Annotated in this window: 24 protein-coding genes; 9 read left to right on the top strand and 15 right to left on the bottom strand. The window is 65.4% G+C overall.

Annotated features, from left to right (window positions below; genetic code table 11):
* Window positions 1-12 precede the first annotated feature (12 nt).
* The 3 genes from DMP03_RS00200 to thsA all read left to right on the top strand — a co-directional run bounded on the left by DMP03_RS00200 (window position 13) and on the right by thsA (window position 2,997).
* Complete coding sequence (locus DMP03_RS00200; protein WP_152118733.1) at window positions 13-510, top strand: GNAT family N-acetyltransferase; 498 nt, start codon at window positions 13-15, stop codon at window positions 508-510.
* Between the two features lie 51 nt (window positions 511-561).
* The gene (locus tag DMP03_RS00195; RefSeq protein ID WP_152118732.1) at window positions 562-1,203 is read left to right on the top strand and encodes a KH domain-containing protein; all 642 of its coding nucleotides are present in this window, start codon (window positions 562-564) and stop codon (window positions 1,201-1,203) included.
* Between the two features lie 114 nt (window positions 1,204-1,317).
* Entirely contained in the window at window positions 1,318-2,997 is a 1,680-nt protein-coding gene (gene thsA, locus DMP03_RS00190; RefSeq protein WP_152119500.1) for a thermosome subunit alpha, read from the top strand.
* Between the two features lie 48 nt (window positions 2,998-3,045).
* On the opposite strand, the gene DMP03_RS00185 is transcribed toward thsA, so the two are convergent.
* From DMP03_RS00185 to ahaH, 10 genes are all read right to left on the bottom strand, one after another.
* Window positions 3,046-3,537 carry a CNNM domain-containing protein gene (locus tag DMP03_RS00185; RefSeq protein ID WP_172967025.1) on the bottom strand — a complete coding sequence of 164 codons (492 nt, stop codon included), beginning with the start codon at window positions 3,535-3,537 and terminating at the stop codon, window positions 3,046-3,048.
* Window positions 3,538-3,566: 29 nt separating this feature from the next.
* Window positions 3,567-4,262: a V-type ATP synthase subunit D gene (locus DMP03_RS00180; protein ID WP_152118730.1), complete on the bottom strand. Its 696-nt coding sequence runs from the start codon at window positions 4,260-4,262 to the stop codon at window positions 3,567-3,569.
* A 125-nt stretch (window positions 4,263-4,387) separates the two neighbouring features.
* A complete protein-coding gene (locus tag DMP03_RS00175) occupies window positions 4,388-5,800 on the bottom strand; it encodes an ATP synthase subunit B (RefSeq protein WP_152118729.1) in 1,413 nt (470 codons plus the stop codon).
* A 3-nt stretch (window positions 5,801-5,803) separates the two neighbouring features.
* Window positions 5,804-7,561 (bottom strand): ATP synthase subunit A, encoded by a 1,758-nt coding sequence (locus DMP03_RS00170; protein WP_152118728.1) that lies wholly within the window; start codon window positions 7,559-7,561, stop codon window positions 5,804-5,806.
* Between the two features lies 1 nt (window position 7,562).
* A complete protein-coding gene (locus DMP03_RS00165; RefSeq protein ID WP_152118727.1) occupies window positions 7,563-7,892 on the bottom strand; it encodes a V-type ATP synthase subunit F in 330 nt (109 codons plus the stop codon).
* Complete coding sequence (locus DMP03_RS00160; RefSeq protein WP_152118726.1) at window positions 7,889-8,950, bottom strand: V-type ATP synthase subunit C; 1,062 nt, start codon at window positions 8,948-8,950, stop codon at window positions 7,889-7,891. Before DMP03_RS00160 ends, DMP03_RS00165 begins: the two co-directional genes overlap by 4 nt.
* Complete coding sequence (locus DMP03_RS00155) at window positions 8,947-9,531, bottom strand: V-type ATP synthase subunit E (RefSeq protein WP_152118725.1); 585 nt, start codon at window positions 9,529-9,531, stop codon at window positions 8,947-8,949. The genes DMP03_RS00160 and DMP03_RS00155 overlap by 4 nt, the downstream gene beginning before the upstream one ends.
* A 25-nt stretch (window positions 9,532-9,556) precedes the next feature.
* Window positions 9,557-9,835, bottom strand: a complete 279-nt coding sequence (locus DMP03_RS00150; protein ID WP_075937288.1) for a F0F1 ATP synthase subunit C — start codon at window positions 9,833-9,835, stop codon at window positions 9,557-9,559.
* A gap of 126 nt (window positions 9,836-9,961) precedes the next feature.
* On the bottom strand, window positions 9,962-12,148 hold the full coding sequence (locus DMP03_RS00145) for a V-type ATP synthase subunit I (RefSeq protein WP_225870828.1): 2,187 nt from the start codon (window positions 12,146-12,148) through the stop codon (window positions 9,962-9,964).
* Between the two features lie 4 nt (window positions 12,149-12,152).
* The gene (gene ahaH / locus DMP03_RS00140; RefSeq protein WP_152118723.1) at window positions 12,153-12,485 is read right to left on the bottom strand and encodes an ATP synthase archaeal subunit H; all 333 of its coding nucleotides are present in this window, start codon (window positions 12,483-12,485) and stop codon (window positions 12,153-12,155) included.
* A gap of 111 nt (window positions 12,486-12,596) precedes the next feature.
* Here ahaH and DMP03_RS00135 point away from each other — a divergent pair, with 111 nt between their 5' ends.
* Window positions 12,597-13,259, top strand: a complete 663-nt coding sequence (locus DMP03_RS00135) for a methyltransferase domain-containing protein (protein WP_152118722.1) — start codon at window positions 12,597-12,599, stop codon at window positions 13,257-13,259.
* 5 nt (window positions 13,260-13,264) lie between these two features.
* Here DMP03_RS00135 and DMP03_RS00130 read toward each other — a convergent pair whose 3' ends face one another.
* Together DMP03_RS00130 and DMP03_RS00125 are read right to left on the bottom strand one after the other, a co-directional pair.
* The gene (locus DMP03_RS00130; protein ID WP_152118721.1) at window positions 13,265-13,729 is read right to left on the bottom strand and encodes a type IV pilin N-terminal domain-containing protein; all 465 of its coding nucleotides are present in this window, start codon (window positions 13,727-13,729) and stop codon (window positions 13,265-13,267) included.
* A gap of 24 nt (window positions 13,730-13,753) precedes the next feature.
* Window positions 13,754-15,043, bottom strand: coding sequence for a DUF7096 domain-containing protein (locus DMP03_RS00125; RefSeq protein ID WP_152118720.1), 1,290 nt, complete (start codon window positions 15,041-15,043; stop codon window positions 13,754-13,756).
* 103 nt (window positions 15,044-15,146) lie between these two features.
* Between DMP03_RS00125 and DMP03_RS00120 the strand changes: the two genes are divergently transcribed.
* The 3 genes from DMP03_RS00120 to DMP03_RS00110 all read left to right on the top strand — a co-directional run bounded on the left by DMP03_RS00120 (window position 15,147) and on the right by DMP03_RS00110 (window position 18,185).
* Entirely contained in the window at window positions 15,147-16,268 is a 1,122-nt protein-coding gene (locus DMP03_RS00120) for a helix-turn-helix transcriptional regulator (protein ID WP_152118719.1), read from the top strand.
* A gap of 101 nt (window positions 16,269-16,369) precedes the next feature.
* Entirely contained in the window at window positions 16,370-17,164 is a 795-nt protein-coding gene (locus DMP03_RS00115) for an electron transfer flavoprotein subunit beta/FixA family protein (protein ID WP_152118718.1), read from the top strand.
* 58 nt (window positions 17,165-17,222) lie between these two features.
* Entirely contained in the window at window positions 17,223-18,185 is a 963-nt protein-coding gene (locus DMP03_RS00110) for an electron transfer flavoprotein subunit alpha/FixB family protein (RefSeq protein ID WP_152118717.1), read from the top strand.
* A gap of 98 nt (window positions 18,186-18,283) precedes the next feature.
* On the opposite strand, the gene DMP03_RS00105 is transcribed toward DMP03_RS00110, so the two are convergent.
* The gene (locus DMP03_RS00105; RefSeq protein WP_152118716.1) at window positions 18,284-18,841 is read right to left on the bottom strand and encodes a metallophosphoesterase family protein; all 558 of its coding nucleotides are present in this window, start codon (window positions 18,839-18,841) and stop codon (window positions 18,284-18,286) included.
* A gap of 91 nt (window positions 18,842-18,932) precedes the next feature.
* Here DMP03_RS00105 and DMP03_RS00100 point away from each other — a divergent pair, with 91 nt between their 5' ends.
* Window positions 18,933-19,775: a polyprenyl synthetase family protein gene (locus DMP03_RS00100; RefSeq protein WP_152118715.1), complete on the top strand. Its 843-nt coding sequence runs from the start codon at window positions 18,933-18,935 to the stop codon at window positions 19,773-19,775.
* 2 nt (window positions 19,776-19,777) lie between these two features.
* Here DMP03_RS00100 and DMP03_RS00095 read toward each other — a convergent pair whose 3' ends face one another.
* Window positions 19,778-20,455 carry a hypothetical protein gene (locus tag DMP03_RS00095; RefSeq protein WP_152118714.1) on the bottom strand — a complete coding sequence of 226 codons (678 nt, stop codon included), beginning with the start codon at window positions 20,453-20,455 and terminating at the stop codon, window positions 19,778-19,780.
* A gap of 38 nt (window positions 20,456-20,493) precedes the next feature.
* Window positions 20,494-21,579, bottom strand: a complete 1,086-nt coding sequence (locus DMP03_RS00090) for a DUF373 family protein (protein WP_152118713.1) — start codon at window positions 21,577-21,579, stop codon at window positions 20,494-20,496.
* A gap of 92 nt (window positions 21,580-21,671) precedes the next feature.
* Here DMP03_RS00090 and DMP03_RS00085 point away from each other — a divergent pair, with 92 nt between their 5' ends.
* Entirely contained in the window at window positions 21,672-22,664 is a 993-nt protein-coding gene (locus tag DMP03_RS00085) for a radical SAM protein (protein ID WP_152118712.1), read from the top strand.
* The last annotated feature ends 151 nt before the right edge of the window (window positions 22,665-22,815 follow it).

Genomic DNA, 22,815 nt, shown 5'->3' with positions numbered 1-22,815 from the left:
CAAATAGCCGGTATGCCCGAGATTCGCCCGGCGACGCCCGAGGACGTGGACGCCATTCGCGATGTCGCGGACGCGGCGTGGTGGGACACCTACCCCGGCACGCTGACGCGCGACCAGATCGAGACGGCCGTCGACCGGCTGTATGACCCCGAGTTCCTGCGTGAGGTGCTGGGCGAGCGCGATGATCTGCTGTTTCTCGTCGCCGAACACGAGGGGGAGGTCGTCGGCTTCGGCTCCGCCCAGCAGACGTTCGCCGACGAGGTGGAGCTGTTCACCCTCTACGTCCACCCTGACCACCAGCGGGCGGGCGTCGGGACGGCACTGCTCGAGGAGGTTCTCGATGCGGCGCGTGCCCAGTCGGTCGACCGACTGCGCGCCGGCGTGTTATCGGGGAACAGACAGGCGCGGAGCTTCCTCGAAGGCCACGGCTTCGAACGGACCGAGACGGTGACGACCGAGGTCGGCGACGAATCACAGCCCGAAGACCTCTTCGAGCGACCGGTGGAGTGACCCGAGCGCGTCGGAACGAACGCTTATCATTCTCGGTCGGCAACGTCGGGTATGCAACACGTTCGTATTCCCGACGACCGCATCGGTGTGCTCATCGGTGCCGGTGGGGAGACGATGCGCGAAATCGAAGAGAAGGCAGAGGTCCGACTCAACATCGACTCCGAGACCGGCAGCGTCGAAATCGAGGCGGTCGGCGACCCGATTGCCGCGCTCAACGGTCCGGATATCGTGCGCGCTATCGGCCGCGGCTTCCACCCCGACGAAGCGCTCACCCTCCTCGACAACGAGATGCGGATGTTCGATTTGGTTGATATCGACGCGGTCACCCGCAACCAGAACGACCTCGAGCGAAAGAAGGGTCGACTCATCGGCGAGAACGGCCGCACCCGCGAGCTGATGGAGGAACTCTCGGGGGCGTCGGTCGTCATCTATGGGAAGACCCTCGGCATCATCGGCAGCCCGAAGGAGGTCGACGTGGTTCGCTCCGCGGTCGATATGATCATCGACGGCGCACCCCACGGCGCGGTGTACTCGTATCTCGAACGCCAGCACAACGAGATGCAACAGGAGGGAATGGGGTATCACGAGTTCAACGACGGCGGTCCCGCAACTCCGGAGGACGCGGACATCGAGTTCACCGTCGACTCCGACCCGGACAACGACGGCGTGGAGTTCGAGGAGCCGGAAACGTAATCGGCGGGTGGGTCGTGTGAACGAGTAGCGCGCTGTCGTGCGGTTTTGGGTGGCCACGTTCGAAGCACTTATATAGAATCGCGAACATTCATTCGATTGTCTATGGCTCAGCAGATGGGTAATCAGCCGCTTATCGTACTTTCCGACGACAGCCAGCGCACGTCTGGAAAGGACGCACAGTCGATGAACATCACCGCGGGGCAGGCCGTCGCCGAATCCGTTCGGACGACGCTCGGCCCGAAGGGGATGGACAAGATGCTCGTGGACGACACGGGGAACGTCGTCGTCACGAACGACGGCGTCACCATCCTCCAAGAGATGGACATCGAACATCCCGCGGCCAACATGATCGTCGAGGTCGCCGAAACACAGGAAGACGAGGTCGGCGACGGCACGACGACCTCCGTCGTCATCGCGGGCGAACTGCTCGCGAAGGCCGAGGACCTCCTCGACCAGGACATCCACGCCACCATTCTCGCACAGGGGTACCGGGAGGCCGCCTCGAAGGCGAAGGAGGTTCTCGAAGACATCGCCATCGATGTCGACGCCGACGACACCGAAGTGCTCGAACAGATCGCCGGCACCGCGATGACCGGCAAGGGCGCAGAGAACGCGAAGGACACGCTCGCGGCGCTCGTCGTCGACGCGCTGCGCGCGGTCGCAGACGGCGACGGCATCGACACAGACAATATCAACGTCCAGACGGTCGTCGGCGGCTCCGTCGGCGAGTCCAACCTCGTCGAGGGCGTCATCGTCGGCAAGGAGCGCGTCCACGAGAACATGCCGTACTTCGTCGAGGACGCGAACGTCGCCCTGCTCGACACGCCGATCGAGGTCAAGGAGACCGAGATCGACGCCGAAGTGAACGTCACGGACCCGGACCAGCTCCAGCAGTTCCTCGACCAGGAGGAACAGCAGCTGCGCGAGATGGTCGACCAGCTGAAGGCCGTCGGTGCCGACGTGGTGTTCTGTCAGAAGGGCATCGACGACATGGCCCAACACTACCTCGCCGAGGAGGGCATCCTCGCCGTGCGCCGCGCCAAGAAGTCCGACATCAAGGCGCTCTCCCGGTCGACGGGCGCACGCATCGTCTCGAATCTCGACGACATCACCGAGGACGACCTCGGCTTCGCCGGCTCCGTCGCGGAGAAGGAAATCGGCGGCGACACCAAGGTCTTCGTCGAGGACGTCGAGGAGGCCAAGTCCGTCACGCTCGTGCTCCGCGGGGGCACCGAGCACGTCGTCGACGAGATCGAGCGCGCAATCGACGACTCGCTGGGCGTCGTCCGCACGACCCTCGAAGAGGGGAAGGTGCTGCCGGGCGGTGGCGCACCCGAGACCGAGCTTGCGCTCGGTCTCCGTGAGTACGCCGACTCCGTCGGGGGCCGCGAGCAGCTGGCCGTCGAGGCCTTCGCCGACGCAATCGACGTGATTCCGCGCACGCTCGCGGAGAACGCCGGACTCGACCCCATCGACTCGCTCGTGGACCTGCGTGCCCAGCACGCCGACGGCTCCACGACCGCCGGGCTGGACGCGTACACCGGCGACGTGGTCGACATGGAGGAGGACGGCGTCGTCGAGCCGCTCCGAGTCAAGACCCAGGCGGTCGAGTCCGCCACCGAGGCGGCCGTCATGATTCTGCGCATCGACGACGTCATTGCGGCCGGTGACCTCGTCGGAGGGAAGACCGGTGAGGACGACGACGACGGACCCGCTGGCGGTCCCGGCGCAGGCGGCATGGGCGGTATGGGCGGCGGCATGGGCGGCATGGGTGGCATGGGCGGCGCGATGTGAAGTAGGCCCAACCCACACTCCCATCTCGCACCGCACGCCGACCGATTTTCACTTTGTTTCGCTGCGCTCGACCAGCCCCTGCTGTACCCGACCGTCGTCCGACAGCGACCGCACCGTCAGCCGGGCGTCCCCGATGGCGACAGAATCGCCCGCATCGAGCGATTCGCCGAGTTCACGGGCGAGCAGGTCGGCGACGGAGGCGTCGCCGTCGTCGGGAAGTCTAAGATCGAGCGCGTCGTTGACGGTCGCGACCAGCGGTCCGCGTTCCGGGCCGAACTGGCCGACCAAGGCCGCGGTCGTCACCGACGCGATGGCGACGTTGACGACGTTGTTGCCGACGAGCACCGTGATGAGCAGTCGATTTGGGCCTTCCCGCAGTCGGGCGAGGGTCCCGCCCGACCCGGTGCCGTCGCTGCCCATCGCGGCGACGCGGTGTGACTCGAGCGAGAAGATGGAGGTCTCACTCGCGGAGAAGAAGGCGCTCACGACGAGTAAGCCAGCGACGACGAGGGGGTGGTAGCAACCATACGGACCGCTCACCGCCCGAACATAAGAGAAATCTGGTCGCGTCAGTCGTCGGCGAGCGCGGCTTCCTCGGCGTCTGCCTCCTCGGCTTCGGCTTCCGCCTCCTCGCGTTCTTGTTCTTCCTTCTTGGCTTTGATCTTCTTCATGCGGAAGATCTCCTCGCGCTCCTGTTCTTCGAGCTTCTGCTCGATGTACTCCTGTGCCTCGTACAGGTCCGGCAGCAGCGTAAACTCCAGCGCGTTGACGCGGCGTTTGGTCTTCTCGATCTCTTCGAGCATCTCCTTCATCGCGGTTTCGACCTCCGCGGCGAGGATGATGGTCTCGATGAGCTCCTCGTAGGCGTCGGCGGCCTCGTCGATGCGCGCGGAGGTGCCGAGCACGCCGTAGCCACGCTCGCCGAGGCTCTTTTTCACCTTCGAGGACTCGATCTGCGGGACGACGACGCCCATGATGTTCATCGACTCCGTCGTGATCTCCGGGTGTTCGGTGAGCGCCGAGGCGGCACCGCGGACGGCCACGTCACCCTCCATCGCGCGCGCCATGTTGATGGCGCGCTGGGCGCGCTCGTACTGGTTGTCGACGTTCTCACGGACATCCTTCGCCTGGTCGAGGATATCCATGAACTCCATGATGAGTCCGTCACGCTTCTTCTCGAGCGTGTCGTGGCCCTGCTCGGAGAGTTCGATGCGATCTTCGATCGCCATCAGATTCTTCCGAGTGGGTTTGACGTCTGTCGCCATTACCGACTCATTCCGACGCGAGGGAGTTAGTCGTTTCCTTCGCCAGCGACCACCTCACGCGGGCGAGCGGTACGTTCGTCGAGCCGGCGGCTCGCGAGTGGGGGGAGACAGAAAGGAGAACGGCGTCAGTCGGCCGTGACTTCTTCGGCTTCGGTCTCGGCGCCCTCGTGGTAGTACTGCTCGATGGCCTCTTCGTCGATACGGTTGAGTTCCGTCTTCGGGAACATCGAGAGCAGCTTCCACGCGAGGTCGAGCGTCTCGTCGATGTCGCGGTTCGTCTCGAAGCCCTGGTCGATGAACTCCGTCTCGAAGCGGTCCGCAAAGTCGAGATAGCGGTTGTCACGCTCCGAGAGCGCTTCGCGACCGACGATGTTCACGAGGTCGCGCAGGTCTTCACCCTCCGCGTACGCCGCGAACATCTGGTCTTTCACGTCGGCGTGGTCGCCGCGGGTCAGCCCTTCGCCGATACCGTCGTCCATCAGCCGCGACAGGCTCGGGAGCACGTTCACCGGCGGCTCGTACCCCTGACTGTGGAGGTCGCGGTCCATCATGACCTGTCCCTCCGTGATGTAGCCCGTCAGGTCTGGAATCGGGTGCGTCTCGTCGTCGCCCGGCATCGTGAGAATCGGGATCTGCGTGACGGAGCCGTCGCGACCCTCGATTCGGCCGGCGCGCTCGTACAGCTGTGCGAGGTCGGTGTACATGTAGCCGGGATAGCCACGGCGGCCCGGCACCTCCTCGCGTGCAGCACCGATTTCGCGGAGTGCCTCACAGTAGTTGGTCATGTCTGTCAGGATGACGAGGACGTGGTAATCCTCCTCGAAGGCGAGATACTCCGCCGTCGTGAGCGCCATCCGCGGGGTGACCGTCCGCTCGACTGCGGGGTCGTCCGCGAGATTCATGAAGACGATAGAGCGTTCGAGTGCACCGGTGCGCTCGAAGTCGTCCATGAACTCGTTTGCCTCCTCCTGGGTGATACCCATCGCACCGAAGATGACTGCGAACTCCGATGCGTCCTCGCCCTCTTCCGGAACGGTCGCCTGTCGTGCAATCTGGAGTGCCAGATCGTTGTGTGGCAGTCCGGACCCCGAGAAGATGGGGAGCTTCTGACCGCGAACGAGCGTGTTCATCCCGTCGATGGAACTCACGCCCGTCTGGATGAACTCCTCCGGATACTCGCGGGCCGTCGGATTGATCGCCGCGCCGACGATCGGTCGCTCCTCGTCCGGTTCGATTTCGGGACCGCCGTCGATCGGCTCGCCCGACCCCGAGAGGACGCGCCCGAGCAGGTCCTCGGTCAACGGCATCTGGAGCGTCTCACCGAGGAACCGCACCGACGACTGCTTGTCGATACCGGAGGTCCCCTCGAACACCTGAATCGCGACGAACGTACTCGTCGATTCGAGCACCTGTCCACGGCGGGTCTCGCCGTTCGGCGTCTCGATTTCGACCATCTCGTCGTAGCCGACCGGCTCGTCCACTTCCGCGAACACGAGCGGTCCACTGATTTCCGTGATTGTCTTGTACTCTTTTTGCATGGTTCAGTACTTCTCCTGTAGCTGTGATTTGATGTCGGCTTCCAGTTCGTCGATGAACTCCTCGTAGTTCTCGGTGGTGTCCATCCGGTTCAGGCGGGGCGCGGCGTCGATCTCGGTTATTTCGTCGACCGGGACACCGGCTTCGAGCGCCTCGAATGCCGCGTCGTTGAACGCCTTGATCGCACCGAGCATCTGGTAGGTCTTCTCCGGTTCGGAGAACGTCGCCACGTCGTGGAAGGCGTTCTGCTGGAGATACGCCTCGCGCAGATAGCGGGCGACCTCGAGCGTGAGCTGCTGGTCGTCCGGCAGCGCGTCCTTGCCGACGAGTTGGACGATTTCTTCGAGTTCGCTCTCCTCGTCGAGCGTGTCGACGGCCCACTGGCGCTGTTCCGGCCAGTCTTCCGCGACGTTGTCGCGGAACCACGGGTCAAGCTGGTCTTGATACAGCGAGTAGGACTCGTTCCAGTTGATCGAAGGGAAGTGCCGACGTTCGGCGAGGTCGGCGTCCAGCGCCCAGAACGTCTTCACGATACGGAGGGTGTTCTGTGTCACCGGTTCGGAGAAGTCACCGCCCGGCGGCGACACCGCTCCGATGACCGAAATCGAGCCTTCCGTGCCGTTGATGTTGGTGAACTTCCCGGCGCGCTCGTAGAACTCCGAGAGCCGAGCGGCGAGGTACGCGGGGTACCCCTCCTCGCCCGGCATCTCCTCCAGTCGGGAGGAGATCTCACGCATTGCCTCCGCCCACCGCGAGGTGGAGTCGGCCATCAGCGCCACGTCGTACCCCATGTCGCGGTAGTACTCCGCGATGGTGATACCCGTGTACACGCAGGACTCGCGCGCGGCGACCGGCATGTTCGACGTGTTCGCGATGAGACACGTTCGGGACATGAGCGGGTTCCCCGTGACCGGATCCTCCAGTTCCGGGAAGTCCTCGATGACTTCCGTCATCTCGTTGCCGCGCTCGCCACAGCCGACGTAGACGACGATGTCCGCGTCGGCCCACTTGGCGAGCTGGTGTTGGGTGACGGTCTTCCCGGAGCCGAACGGACCCGGAATCGCCGCCGTCCCGCCCTTGGCAATCGGGAACATCCCGTCGAGGATGCGCTGGCCCGAGATGAGCGGCGTCTTCGGCGTCTCCTTTTCCTGAGTCGGGCGTGGTTCGCGGACAGGCCACTCCTGTCGCATCGCGATTTCCTCGCCGTTTTCGAGGACGACGACCGGCTCGTCGACGGTGAACTCACCCTCGTGGACCTCGGCGACGACGCCGCCGTCATACTGTGGCGGGACGAGCACCTTGTGGTCGATCTGGACCGTCTCCTCGACGACACCGACCTGGTCGCCAAAGGCGACGGAGTCGCCCTTCGAGACGGTCGGCTCGAACTCCCACTCCTTCTCCAGGTCGATACCCGGTGCGTCGACACCGCGGTCGAGGAACGCCCCCATCTGCTCTTCGAGCACGTCGAGCGGGCGCTGGACGCCGTCGTAGATGGAGTCCAGCATCCCCGGTCCCAGGTCCACGGAGAGCGGTTCGCCGGTGCTCTCAACCGGTTCGCCCGGCGCGACGTCCGAGGTTTCCTCGTACACCTGGATAGTAGTGATTTTCCCTTCGATTTCGATGACCTCGCCCATCAGACCCTCGTCGCCCACGTAGACGACATCGTTCATTCGGGCGGCGAGGTCCGTGGCGGTCACGACCGGACCGCTCACGCTCTCGATGACACCGTTTTCTGTAGTGTCGGTTTCCTGTGCTTGGCTCATGTTAGTCTTCCTCCTCGTCCATCAGGTCGATACCGATTGCTCGCTTGATCTGCTCGCGGAGACCGCCGGAGGCGGCTCCACCGCCGAGCGTGACGAGCACGGGTTCGACGCTCGTTTCGACGTCCTGTCGTACGGTTCGTGAGAGATACTCCATGTCGTCGTCGTGCATGACGACGATACCGATGTCGTCGTCGTCGAGCATCTCCTCGACTGCGCTGTCGAGCTGTTCTGCCTTCTCGTCGGCGGGGACGCTCGCGAAGCGGCGCACCCCGGCCAGTCGGAACCCGGTCGTGAACTCCGGGCTCCCGATGACTCCGATCTCTTGGCTCATACGGTGACCAGCTCCGTTTCGATCTCTTCGGGACTGAGCCCGGCTTCGCGACCGCGTGCGATGGCGCGGATATTGTCGACCTCGCGCTCCTTCGCGAGGACGTACGCGAGCACCGGACACACCGACAGCGGGTAACGGTTCGACAGCGTGTGTGAGTACTCGAGCAGCGCCGCGTCGAGCGCGTGTTCGAACCCGATGAGGTTCTGTGCGCCGTCGAGTTCGGTGAGCGCCTCGTCCAGTTCGTCACCGTACGTTGAGTCACGGACGCGAGCGACTAATTCCTCCGGGTTGTTCGCCAGCTGGCGAAGCTCGTCCTCGTCGAACAGCCGACCGCCCTCGATGTAGAACTCGACGGGGTCGATATCCGCACCCGACCGGGCGATACGCAGGGCGTTCCGGAGGTTCCGGAAGTCGACTTCCGCCTGCACGAACTCGATGTACAGCTTCTCCGCACGATTTGGGTTGCGCGGGAGATTCGACTGGAGGTTCGCGTAGTAGGCGCGGTCGACCGCGTTCTCGAGCGGAACGAGAATCCCCTCCGCCTCGTACAGCTCGTAGGCGTCTTCGAGCGCGTCGCCGAACAGCGTGCCCGAGAGCAGTTCGATGACGTTCTCGATGGAGTTAGACTCGACGAGCCGGCCGAGCAGCTCGTCGGATAGTTCGCCGGCCTCGATGAGATCGTCGTCGATCTCCGTCGAGGTCGCTCCCGAGTAGATACCGCGGATGACCGTCTTCACGTTCCACGCGTCGAACTTGCGGAGATACCGGGCGATGTAGTCGTACAGCTCCCCCTCCGCCCAGTCGAGCACGTCGTCGAAGTGCTTGACGAGGTTCTCGTTGAGGGCGTACTCGATCAAGTCGACGCCGGAAAAGCGGGTTCCGAGCGCGTTCATCTCGCGTTCGTACTCCGACTCCTCCATGAAGCGTGCGATCTCGCTTGGCCCCATCCGGACGAGCTTCCGGTAGTCGCTCTCGTCGAAGAGGCTCGAGCGGCGCGAACGAACACGTGCGGTGACGTACTCGTAGTTCGCGGTCCCGTCCTCCTGTCCGAGCTTCATCGTTCCTCGAACAGCTCCTCGGAGATCGTTTTGAGATTATCCTCCCACACGTCCTCGAGCACGGAGTCGAAGGTGTTGTTCACGCGGACTCGCGACCCCTCTGCTTCCACGACGACGCCGCCGAGACACTCCGTCTCGCCGGCCAACTCGAAGTCGTCGTAGTCCTCGAGAATCGATTCGAGCAGGTCGGCGTCTCCGTCGCGACCGTACACATCGACCGTCGCGGCGTCCTCGAACTCCGTCGCGGCAGCATCGAGCAGCGTGCGCGTCAGTTCCTCGCGCTCGTCCCCGTCGATTGCGGCGACCGCGTCCTCGGCCTGCTCGCGAACCTCCTGGAGCGCCTCTCGGCGCGCCTCCAGTCGGGCCTGTTTCGCTTCCAGTTTCGCCGACGAGAGCCGCTGTTCGCGCTCGCGTTCGATCTCCTGTTGTGCGTCCTGTTCTGCTTTCTCGATGATTTCCTCGGCGTCTGCCTCCGCCTCCGAGACGATCTCGTCGGCGCGGCGTTCACCCTCTGCGCGTATGTCGTCCGCACGCGCGCGGGCATCATCTCGAATGTCCTCTACGACCGTATCAAGGCTCATTGATTGGAAAAGTTGGCTGCGCTGTTTAGACGACGAAGACGACGACGAGTGCGAAGATGACGAGCGTCTCCGGCAGGACCGTCAGAATCAGGCCACGGCCGAACAGGCTGTCATCCTCGGCCATCGCGCCGACGGCCGCCGACCCGATACCTCGCTCCGCGTACCCCGCTGCCAGCGCCGCAAGCCCGACGGACAGCGCTGCGGCACCGGATGCCGTGAGCGCCGGGGAGGAAGAAGCCGCGTCGGAACCGCTCTGTAGTAGAGGTGCAATACTGCTGAACAGCGTGGTGGCAATCTCGAACATTGTGTTTCCGAACACGCCAAGGTCGTTGCGGCCATCAAATAAACCTTCCCAAACGCGTCGTGGAGCACCTCACGCGCCCGAATACGAAGCGCCGTGATTAAGTCAGTGGAAAGAGAAAACGCTGGGTTACTCCTCGGCCGTGTACCGTCGCTCCTGACCGAACGGGGTGTAGTTGCGGCCACCACCCTCGTAGAACTTTCCGAAGAACTCGACGTACTCCAGACGCACGGCCTGCAGCCCGGCAGAGGTCACACCGAGCACGAGTACGAGCATGTGGCCGAGCACGAGCACGAGAATCCCGGCGAGCAGGCCGAGCACCATCGCGAGTCCGCCCTCGACGTTCACCAGCCCGGAGAAGACGACGTTCTCCGCGGCGGGGGCGTGGTCGGAGAAGAAGATGAGGTGGAACTCACCGCCCTCCAGATACGCGCCGAAGACGAGCAGGTTCACCGCAAGCGCCATCCCGGCCTTCGCCAGCAGCACGGCGGCGATTCGGGCGTAGGAGATGACGTGACCGAAGCCCTGCGTGACGGACTCGACGAGCCCGATACCGCCTTCGGCCTTGACGACGAGCGCGAGTGACGCCACGACGACGAGCAGCACGGCGTCGATGGCGAAGCCGGCAACGCTGAACACGTCGATCGCCGGGAAGCCGTTGAAGCCGAGCGAGTAGACGACCTCGCCGGCCTCGATGGTCCCGCCTGTCACCGGGTTCGTCTGGCCGGCCTGCGCGAAGGAGGTGAACAGGAAGTCGGGCTTGGCGCTGAGTGCCGTGTGTGAGAGAATCCACACCCAGAGGCTGACGGTGAAGAGAATCCACGAGCCGCTCTCCATGAATGCCTCGCCGACGCCGTGTTTGAGATTGTTCACGAAGTCGAGCACGCGCCCGGTGACGAGATGGAGCACGCCGACGACGACGCTGAGCAGCATCCACGCGAGCGCGTACTCCTGGTAGTATGGTTGGAGTCCTTTGTGCATCGGCGCGCTTCCGCTCGGGTAAATCGCGTACCCGAGCTGGTGGAGTCCGAAGAACTCCCCGTACAACACACCGAAGACGGCCGTGAAGAAGCCGGAGAGCAGCCCGACAGCACCGAGTGCTCGCAGGATATCCGAGTCCAGCGAGCGCATCATCAGATAGCCGATTCCCATGTAGATGAGCCCGTAGCCGAGGTCGCCGATCATGAATCCGAAGAACACCGGGAATGTGAGGAAGAAGACGATCGTCGGGTCGAGCTCCGAGTACTTCGGCTTGTTCAACACGGCGACGAGCGACTCGAACGGCTTGACCGGGCCGGGGTTGTCCTGGACGACCGGCGGCGTCCCGTCGCTCATCGGCTGCTCTGCGTGGCCGCCGTCCGCGGCGACCTCCTCGTCTGTGTGGCTCTCTTCGGCGTGACCGTCCTCGTCGTACTCGGCCTGTTCGAGTTCCTCGACGTCTACGTGGTCGCCCACGCGGTCCTTGAGTCGCTCAGCGAGGTCGAGATACTGCTCGGAGGGGAGCCACCCTTCGGCGACGAAGGCGTTGCGCGTCGTCGCAAACGAGAGGGGGGCCTCGCGCTTCTGTACGTCGATGGTGAGCCGCTCTTCTGCGGCCAGCAGGAACTCGGCGTGCTCGTCGGCGAGGTCGGCGAGGTCGCCCTCGATGTCTTCGAGTTCGGCCTCGATCGCTGTCTTCTGCTCGCGGAGGTCCGCGACGTACCCTTCGGGGTCGGCGTCGGTTTCGGGAATCTCCAGTTGCGTGAACTCCGCGCTGACGAGCGCGTCCGAGACGGCCGCGTCGGCGGGCGTGACGAAGGCGGCCAGCGTCTCGCCGTCACCGAATATTTGGTACTGGTCGACGCCGTCGGCCTCGACGAGCGTGCGCCGGACTTCGTCGCGGTCGCCCTGGCCGACGACGACGGTGAGGGTGTCGTACCCCTGCAGCAGGTCGAGGTCGATGCCGAGTTCGACGAACGGTTCGACGCTGTTGAGCGACTCCTCGACCTCCCGGAGTTCGCTTTCGAGCTCGTCCTGTCGGTCGTCGAGGGAGTTGACCTCGGTGCGGATGGTCGCGAGTCGGTCATCGAGGTCGGCGTCGTCGAGTCGGAGCGGGTCGCCCTCGAAGTCGTCCCCCTCGATACCGAGGAGCGATTCGAGCGAACGAACGGTGACCAGCTTCTCGGAGGCGTCGTCGGCTCCCTCGACCGGGTCACCGGGCTGGAATCCGTCCCACTCGCCGTCGTAGTCGGTCATGTCGAACAGTCGGAGGTCGTGGATGGTCTCGATGACCTCGTCCATAACGCGTTTGGATCCCGTCACCGAGACCCGGCTCATCTGCTCAGGTCTGAGCATCGACCGCCTCCGTGAATCGTCCGAGGATGTCCTCGACCACCTCCTCCTCGCGGGTGGCCGCTCGGTTCTTGAGCTTCTCGCGTTCGGCCTCGCCTTTCTCGCGAATCTCGTCGGCCTCGGCCGTGATTTCCTCGCGGGCCTCGGCGAGTCGGTCCTCCTTCAGCTCTGTCGCCTCGGTTTCGGCGTGCTCGCGAATCTCCTCGGCCTCGCGGCGCGCGTCGGTGATTGTCTCTTCGCGCTCCTGTTCGGCTTGCGCGATGATTTCCTCGGCCTCCTGCTCGGCCGTCTTGACCTCTTCGAGAACATCTGGCCTCGCCATATTCGTATCGTGCGGGGATTGTACCACAGTGTATATGGGAGTTGCGGAACGCGCGCCGGCGTAACCGGGTGAATCCGCACACATTTGGTCGTCGGGACCGATACACAGATAATGGGATTCCTGGAGAACAAAGCGCGTGCCCGGGTGTTCTACCGGTACTTCTCGAACCTGTACGACACCGTCAACCCGTTCATCTGGAACGAGCAGATGCGCGACCAAGCGCTGGAGTGGTTCGACATCGAGACCGGCGACCGCGTGCTCGACGTGGGCTGTGGCACCGGCTTCGCGACCGAGGGCATCCTCCAGTACACCGACGACGTACACGGACTCGACCAGTCCGGCGGCCAGCTCTCGAAGGCGTTCGCCAAGTTCGGCCGCGACGGCGACGTGCGATTTTATCGTGGCGACGCAGAGCGGCTCCCCTTCGCCGACGACACCTTCGATAAACTGTGGTCGTCCGGCTCCATCGAGTACTGGCCCAACCCGGTCGCCGCACTCGAGGAGTTCCGCCGCGTGACCAAGCCCGGCGGCACGGTCCTCGTGGTCGGTCCCGACTACCCGGACTCGGTCGTCTTCCAGAAGCTCGCGGACGCAATCATGCTCTTTTACGACGAGGACGAGGGGGACCGCATGTTCACCGAAGCCGGCTACGAGGAGTTCGAACACCATATCCAGCAGCGCAAACCCGGAACTCCCCGCGCCATCACGACCGTCGCGACCGTCCCCGAGACGGAACCCGACGCCGAGACCGAATCGCCCGTCCCGTCGCCGTAACCTTATCACTGCGCCGTCGTCGACAGTCGCGCGACCACACCGCGCTCAGTTCGGAGGACTACCGTCACGGTCGATCCAGCGGACAGTGCGGGCGCGTTACTCGTTGCGAGCCGAAGGCTCGCCCGTTCACCGGCAGTCCAGTTGCCGTCGCCCGCGGAGTTGAACACCCCCGACGGCGAACCGACGTAGCCGCGGCTCCCGACGAACGGTATCGCGGGCTGGTGTCTCACCGGCTCCCCGTCGACGGCGATGTGAACCGAGAGCTCGTCGGTCCGGAGCCGGTCTCCGCCCGCGTGCGTCAGCGTGACGCTACCGTCGGCGGCGGCAGCGAGGTCGACCGTCGCCTGTGGCGTCGGCTCCGCCGGCGAGAACGCTATCGCGGTCGCACCGACGCCGAGGCTCGTGAGGAGAGTAACCGCGAGCAGACAGATGGCCCCGAGTGCGGGCGCGACGGCTCGTGTCCGTGACATGCGCCGTCTGGCGCGGCTCCGTATTTACGTGTCCGGCCCGACGGTCGCGGTGACGTTTCCGGTCGGCGTCATCGCGGTGACCGTGAACTGCCCGCGGGGCGTGACCGTCCAGTGGGTCGCGCCGTCGGTGACGCCCAGCGCCTCTCCGTCGAGGTAGACGCCGGATTCGACCGGCTCACCGGTCGTGGTGTTCTCGACGCGGATGCCGAGTGGACCGTCGGCGTGGGTCGTCTCGACCACGAGTCGGTACGCGTCGTTTGTCGCGGTGACCGACTCGGTCGGGACGGTGCTCACGTCCTTGCGCTGTATCTCGCGGAAGATGGCGTCGGTGTCGGCGTCGTAGTAGACGACGAGGTCGTCGGCACCGGAGCCGCCGTGGGGGTGATTGACGGCCATCCCGTAGATGCCGGCCTGCACGTAGTACGGCTCGTTCGTCAAGGCAGTGTTCGACCGGCGGTCGGAGCCGAACACCCACGGGTACAGCTCCTCCAGCCGGGGGACGAAGTCCTCAGTGATGCTGATCGGTTTGTCGGTGAACTGGTCGTCGAAGGCGGAGCCGACGAGCGACTCCCGGAGATACCGGGTCGAGAACTCGCCTTCGATTATCGTCGAGAGGACCAGCCCGTCCGCGGCCGTCGTGAGGTGGACGCGTCGGGGCGTCCCGTCTGCCATGTGCGCGGCGAGTCGGTCGCGGACCGGTCCCTGAAGGGGGATGAGTCGCCCTTTCATCCGAGCGATGTCGCGCTCGGGGACCGGCGTGCCGACCGCGCTGCCGTAGGTGTACAGTTGGTCGATGGTCTCGCCGAGCTCACTCGCCATCGTGTCGACGGCGACGAGTTCACGCACGAACGCCGAGGCCGGAATCTCGCCGCTATTGTACGCGTCGAGCGCGGCCCGCTGGCGAGTTTCGAGCGCGTCAATGTCCGCTTCGATGCGAGCGGTCGTGTTCACGATGACGCGCCGGCGGGTCTCCTCGGTTGCGGCGTTGGCGAACTGCTCTCTGAGCCGCTCGGATTCGAACTCACCGCGGAGTCGAGCCGTCGTGACGGCGCTTGCACCCGCGGGGTCGAGCCCGACAGTCACTGTCCGACTCCTCTCGATTGCTTCCGGGTCGAGGGCGAGATAGCCAGAGGTGTTCGTCTGCGGGACGACCGGCTGTGTGGCGTCGGCTGCCGCCTCGGTCGCTTGGACCGTCTCGGTCGGGGACGGTGCCCCGAAGACGGGGAGCGCGAGTCCCGAGGAGACGACGAGCGACACCGCGAGGAGGGCGACGAGGAGGCCACGACCGGACGAGACACGGCGGGGACCAGCCATACGGCTACCGTGGCTGGCCATGATAAAAATCCCGTCGCTCTCGCGAGGTGGCAGTGTCAGTAGGATGGAAAGCGTTTTGCTGGCGGCCGGCACATCCGAAGATATGCGGTCCGAGCGCCGCCCCCTCCTGTGGTTGCTTCTCGCCGTGCTCGCTCTCTCGCTGGGAGCGGGCGGCGGCGTAGCGACGGGCCACACCACACAACAGGAGCTACAGCCGGCGGCGACGACCTTCGACGTGCAGTTGACACCCAGCGGCGACGCAGACTGGACGGTGTCGACGCAGTTCCGACTGGCGACCGAAAACGAAACCGAGGCGTTCGAGCGGCTCGCGGCGCGGTTCGAGGCCGGCGAGGCTGATCTCGCGTACGACGCGGAGACGTTCAGGGAGGCGGCAGCACGCGGTGCCCCCGGTCGGGAGATGGCGATTCGTGCCGTCGAGTACGACTCGAACACGACGACGAGAGACGGCGAGCGCGTCGGGCGGCTCTCCTTGCAGTTCGAGTGGACGGACTTCGCTCAGACGACCGGAGAGAGCTACCGCCTCGGCGATGCGTTCAACACGACCGACGGGACGTGGCTGCCCGGACTCGCGAGCGACCAAGCGCTCGTGATTCGCCCGCCAGACGGGTACAGCGTCGAGACGGCTCCGGTCCCAGTCGACAACGGCGTGTTGCGCTGGGACGGGCGACAGAGCTTCACGCCCGGATATCTCGGACAGATAACGTACACGGGCGAAACGTCGACGCCGGTACCGAACGGCCCATCCCCGGCGGTACTGGGTGGCGTCGGCGCCCTCATCGTCCTCATCCTCGCTGGGGGGTATCTCTGGTGGCAGCGACAGCCCACCGCGGGCGGACCGGGGACGACCGACAGCGGGTCCGACGACGGCACGGACGGCGCGGCTGCGGGAGCTGTTGCCGGCGGGAGCACCGCATCTGACGACACCAACGAGACCACGGCCGGAGCGACAGCGGCCGGCGGCGACGGCGACGAGCCGGACCCCGAGCTGCTCTCGGACGAGGAGCGCGTCCTCCGGCTGTTGGAGGCGAACGACGGCCGGATGAAACAGGGGACCATCGTCGAGGAGACGGGCTGGTCGAACGCGAAGGTGTCACAGCTACTGTCGGCGATGGACGAGGCCGGCGAGATTGAGAAGCTCCGTATCGGTCGCGAGAATCTCATCTCGCTGCCGGGGGAAGGCGTCGGTGACATCGACGACAATTGACATCCTCCCCGCCCTGAAGGGCGGGGCTTTCTCCTCGGTTCTCCGTAAGCACGGTTCGGAAACGCTTAACCCCGAACCGACGTCAATTGTAACCGAGAACGATGAAGGTACTTGTCACTGTAAAGGAGGTGGCCGAAGTGGACGACGAGTTCGCCATCGACGGACTGGACGTCGACGAGAGCTACCTCGAGTACGACCTCAACGAGTGGGACGACTACGCGGTCGAGGAAGCCGTTCAGCTGTCGGAGGCGAACGACGACGTGGAAGTCGTCACCGTCACCGTCGGCCCGGAGCGCGCCGACGAGACCATCCGCATGGCGCTGGCGAAGGGCGCAGACCGCGCGCTGCGCGTGTGGGACGACGCCATCGCAGGCGCGGAGTTCCTCGACCCCGGCACCAAGGCCCAGCTGCTCGAGGCCGTCGTCGAGGAGGAAGAGCCCGACCTCGTCCTGACGGGCGTCCAGTCGGGCGACGACGCCTTCGGCGCGACCGGCGTCGCACTCGCCGAGCGGGTCGGCTTCGAGTGGGCCGCGGTCGTCAACGACCTCGAGCACGACGTGGAGGCAAACGACTCCTCGGTGCGCCGCGAACTCGAAGGCGGCGTCGAGGAGCTGACCGACGTGGAGGGACCGGCCGTGCTCACCATTCAGACGGGCATCAACGAGCCGCGCTACGCCTCGCTGCGCGGGATTCGACAGGCACAGCGCAAGCCGCTCGACGTGCAGACGCTCGACGACCTCGGACTGGAGGAGTCCGTGCTCGAGACGCAGGTCGAGCTGACCTCGATGTACGAACCGGAAAGCGAGAGCGACGCCGTCATCTGGGAGGGCGCTGCCGACGAGACCGCCGGGGAGCTTGCCAGCTTCCTGCGTGACTCGGGGGTGGTCGAGGGATGACTCCAGTCAGACACGTCGTGTCTGACAACGTCATGCTCTCCACCGGAGGTGTCCGAGCATGACCGTCCTCGCCGTCACCGAACAACGTCGCGGAGAGCTTCGCGACCCCTCCTTCGAGCTGATTACCGCCGGCCGCCAGCTCGCCGACGACCTCGACAGCGAACTCCACCTCGCCGTCATCGGCGGCGACGTGGACGGGTACGCCGACCAGCTGAATCGCGAGGGCGTGGACGCCATCCACACCGTCGCGGACGGGGAGGAGTTCAACCACGACATCTACACGCAGGCCGTCACCGCGATGGCCGATGCCCACGAGCCGGACGCCGTGCTCATGGCCAACACCGTGAACGGGCTGGACTTCGCGCCGGCCGTCGCCGGCCAGCTCGACGTGCCGCTCGTCACCGACGCCGTCGACTTCGACGCCTCGGGGACGCCCGAAATCACTCGCGAGCAGTACGGCGGAAAGGTCGAGACGACCGTCGACATCGAGGCCGACCAGTTCGCGCTCACCATCCGCCCGGCCGAGTGGGCGAAAGCAGAGGGCACGGGCGACGCCGATATCGCCGCCTTCGACTTCGACCTCGACGAGTCGGCCGTCCGCTCGACGGTCACCGGCTTCGAGGAAGTCGGCTCCGGCGACGTTGACATCTCCGAAGCAGACATCCTCGTGTCCGTCGGCCGCGGTATCGAGGAGGAGGACAACCTCCCGCTCGTGGAGGAACTCGCCGACGCGCTCGGCGCGACCCTCTCCTCGTCGCGGCCCATCGTCGACAACGGCTGGCTCCCGAAGAACCGACAGGTCGGCCAGTCCGGCAAGGTCGTCACGCCCGACGTGTACATCGCCATCGGTATCTCCGGTGCCGTTCAGCACGTCGCCGGCATGAAAGGCTCGGACACCATCGTCGCCATCAACACGGACCCGAACGCGCCCATCATGGACATCGCCGACTACGCCATCGTCGACGACCTCTTCGACGTAGTTCCCGAACTCATCGAGGAGTTCGGCGGCGAAGCGTCGTAAGCTCGATTCTGTCTCTTTCCTGTTTTTTCCCGTCGCGACACGCTCGAGGCTTTCGAGTTGGCCTCAGCTACGACGCAAATCAGACGGAGACACCGGGGTCAGAGTTCGTGGAGAGTTACGTCCACGTCTCCACTATCGAGTGTGAGCGTCAGCATCGTCGGCCGCTCGGCGGGGTCTGCACCCGTCACGGAACCGGGGTTCAGCACGCGAATCCCCTCGAACTCCTCGTCGACGACCTCGTGGATGTGGCCACCGATGCCGACGACGGTGTCTTCACTCGTCCACGCGCGGGCACGGACGCGGGCGGTGTCGGCAATGGCCGCACGGTACACCTCCGAGCCGCTCCCGATAGTGGTGGCGTCGGTCTGGTGGACGGCCGCTTCGACCGGATTCAGCGTACCGTGGCTGACGACGAGATGGACGCCCTCGGCGCGGAAGTCGGCAACGGCGGGCAACCCGATGTCAGCCGGGTCGATGTTGCCGTAGACGGCCGTGAGGTCCGTCGCGAGGTCACGGAGGTCATCGAGCACTGCGCGGGTCTCAAAATCGCCGGCGTGAACTGTGTGGTCGGCGGCAGCGATTCGCTCGCGGAACGGGCCGGGAATCTCGGTCTCGCGGGTCGGAATGTGCGTGTCAGAGACGACGGCGATTTCCATGGTGGAGGGTCACATGGCTGCGGTGAAAAGCTACCGTCGCTATCGTGCGGTTCCGTCACCTACTTGCACGAGACGCCCCTACAGAGACGCAATGGAGTATCTGGAGCAGCGTCGCGAGTGCGTCGAAAAACGACTCGAAGGGGTGCTCGATACGGTCGAGCCGGCGGCGCTGCGCGAACAGGTCGAACACGTCTCGCTGTCGGGGGGCAAACGCGTCCGCCCCACGCTCGCGATGCTGGTATGTGAGGCCGCGGGCGGCGACGGCAGCGAGGCGGTCAATTTTGGGGTCGGTATCGAACTCGTCCACAACGCCTCGCTCGTCGTCGACGATATCATCGACGAATCGCCCGTCCGGCGGGGCGTGACGGCTGCCCACACCGAGTACGGCCACGGCTCTGCCATCATCGCCTCGGACGGACTGCTTGGAGAGGCGTTCAGTCTCTTCTCGGAGGACGAGCGGGCGATGCGCGTCGTCTCGGAGGCGATGGTCGAACTCGGCGAAGGGGAGGCGACGGAGCTCGTCGCCCAGCCGACGACCCAAGCGGAGTACATGAACCTCGCGCGCCGGAAGACGGGGGCGCTGTTCCGTGCGGCCGCGGAGGTCGGTGCCATCGCCGCCGACGCGGACCCGGAGACGGTCACGGCCTTCGGCGACTACGCCGAGCGGGTCGGCGTCGCCTTCCAGATTCGCGACGACGTGCTCGACGCGACGGCCGACCCCGAGGAGCTGGGGAAGCCGACCGGTCAAGACGAGGAGATGGAGCGGCCGTCGCTCGTACAGGTGACCGACGTGGACCCGGAGACGGCAAACGACCTCTCGCGCGACCGGGCGGACGCGGCCCTGGAGGCGCTCGATGCGACCGGGGCAGACGAGTCACAGGCGCTCGGCTATCTGCGCGACCTCGCCGAGTTTGTCGTCGTGCGCGAGCGCTGACACTAGAAGGAGAGGGAGACGGGGCCTGTGATCGGTGCTGCGCCGCGGCGGCGCGGAACGGCGAGTTGGGCCTCGTCGTCGCGGTTGCGTTCGACCCAGCAGACGGCGTCGGCGGCCGTGATGACGGCCTCGGCGTGTGGGTGGTCCTGTGTCGGGTGGACGACGTGGAGCCACGTGAGCGACTCCGTCACCGAGCGAATCGTGTCCAACAGCGAGAGACACCGGCGCGTCCCGTCGGTGTAGTCGGTGAAGTCGTCGACGACGAGCGTCCCGGTGTCGTCACCGTCGTGGGCGAGCAGCCGAGCAGAGAGCTTCTCGAATCGGTCGTCTTCGGCCTCGCTGGCCTCCGGTGGGGTAGTGTCGGGTTCGTCGTACTGTGGCGGGTCGCCGTACTCGCGGCGGAGTCGCACGGGACCGACGCGGGGAGCGTGACAGACCCCTTCGACTCGCACGTCGAGCGGGTACTCGGTCGAGGCAGCGACTGTCTCTGCCGTCCACTTGGGGGCGCGTTTCGTCGTGTAGTAGGTGGTCGAGCGTGCGGCGGCCGCCTGCGCGAGGACGGAACCGGTCGGCGATTCGGGCGGGCCGACGAGCGCGATGACACTCCCTTTCGGAAAGGTGAGCGACCGGCTGCCGATGAGTGGGGCCAACCCGCTGTCGACGCGGGTGCTCGGTTCCATGCGTGACATGAGGGCGGTCTGTCACCTAAATCAGGGGGCTAGCTTGTGGTAGGCCGGAGCCGCGACTCCGCGACTGCGAAGGCGAGCGTGCTCGATACCGCAAGCAGCGTCCCGCCGGTGAGTGCGGCAGCCAGATACGGGAGCGTCGCGAACCCGAGCCCGAGCAGATACGCCGACAGCGCCCGGACGATGACGGCGATTGCGATGACGTAGAACGGGGCGTTCAGATATCGCCAGTGGAAGCTGTCGGCAAGATACTCGTCGGTAATCCGACCGAACGCAGCCACGAGACCCGCGGCTGCAATCCACGCGACCGCGCCGTACGCGACTGCGGCGACCGTCTCCAGTGGCGCACCGGGACCGTCCGCCGAATGGAGCGCGAGCGACGCGTCACCCCGGACGGCGGCGACGGCGACGAGCGCGAGCGCGACCACGCTCGTCACGAGCGTCACTCGACCCGTGTAGAGGGCGGTGCGGAGTCGCTCGGCGACGGCGTCGACCGACTGCTCCAGGCCGAGTCCCCGAAAGAGCACGTAGAGGCCCAACAACGCAGAGCCGAGTCCGAGCGCCGACCCCGGTAGATCGAGCACGTTCGCGATGACCGCGGCCGGATACACGAGCAGGAGGATACCGAGCGGGACGAGAATCGTCCCCCGCGTCTCGGGGTCATCCAGCACCTGCTTGAACGTGTAGTACATCGATTCGAGGTCCTGTGCCTGGCGGACGACGACTCGGCGCACGGAGTCGATGGGGACCCGCGACCGGATGACGGGGATGACGGACTCGTCTTGTGCGCCGTCGGTGACGACGACCGCGCGCACGTCCTCGCCGGTCTGGAGCGAGGCGAGGGTGCGGTCGATCTCGTTGCCGACCTTGCGGTTGGCGGCCACGTCACCAGCAGCCTCCCCGGTGACGACGGCCACCTCGACGGATTCCCCCTCGGCGACGAGTTCGTCGTAGAGGTGGACGCCCTCGAAGATGACGTTCACGTCTGAGTCCTCGGGGTCGGCGGTGGCGAGCGCGACGGCGCTCTCCTCGACGGCGTCGCGGCCGGTGACCGGCGTCTCGAAGCCGGTCTTGCGACCGAGGTCGTCGTCGAGGTCCACACACAGCACCAGCAGCATTGTCGGTGGGTACAGTCTCCCGCGTTAACTCTTTTCGGGGTAGTTCGTGAACGCACGACTTTTGCGTTTGCACGGGTAAGACGGTACAACAGATGATTTCGAAGGGCTGTGAGCAGTGTGCGAAAGGCGGCAAGATGGTGCTGTTTGTCTACGGCTACTGTGACCAGCGCGACTGCTTCTACTGCCCGCTCGGTGAGAACCGCAAGAACGTCACCCAGACGTACGCGAACGAACGCCCCGTCGAGTCCGAGGAGGACATCATCGCCGAGGCGAACCTGATGGACGCGCTCGGCACTTCCATCACGGGCGGGGAACCACAGGAAGCGATGGAGAAGACCTGCCGGTATCTCCGCCTGCTGAAAGACGAGTTCGGCGAGGACCACCATACCCACCTCTACACTGGCATTACGGGCGGCCGCGAGAACATGCGCCGACTCTCCGAGGCAGGGCTGGACGAGATTCGCTTCCACCCGCCGTACGAGCAGTGGGGTGACCTCCACGGCACCGAGTGGGAGGAGATCCTCTACGTCGCCCGCGAGGAGGGGCTTACACCGGCGTTCGAGATTCCGGGCATCCGCGCGGAACCGGAGTTTCTCGACTTTCTCGATGAGGGAGCCGCCGACTTCTGTAACATCAACGAGTTCGAGATGTCCGACGGCAACTACCGCCGGATGCAGGAGGAGGGCTTCGAGCTGAAAGACGGTCACATGAGCGCGGTGGAGGGGAGCCACGACATCCTCGAAACGATGGGCGACCACGAGAAGGTGTACTTCTGTACGAGCGTGTTCAAAGACGCCGCCCAACACCGCTCGCGGCTGAAACGGATGGCCCGCAACCTCCGGCGCGAGTTCGACGAGGTGACCGACGACGGCACGCTCGTCTACGGCAAGACGTGGGAGACCGAAGAGCGACTGGCCGATCTGGGCGTCCCCGATGAGTTCTACACCGTCAAGTCCGACCACGTCGAACTCGCGTGGTGGCTCCTCGAAGAGATGGTCGAAGAGGGCGACGTGGAGGAGGGCGAAATCGTGGAGCAGTATCCGACCTACGACGGGACGGTCGTCGAACGAACCCCGGTCGCGTAACGAGCATACGCCGAACGGAGGAACGTTTCACCGAGCCGACCGACGGGAGGCTCGGCTGCTGTTTTGTGCAGATTTTACCGGAGAGTGGTGCGCGGAGCGCACCCGAACCGGTAAAAGGTGCGATGGCACGGTCGTCGAGCGAACCCCGGTC

This window comes from Halosegnis rubeus (genome assembly GCF_009184545.1).
Classification (GTDB): Archaea; Halobacteriota; Halobacteria; order Halobacteriales; family Haloarculaceae; genus Halosegnis; species Halosegnis rubeus.
This window is presented reverse-complemented; position numbering and strand designations above follow the sequence as displayed.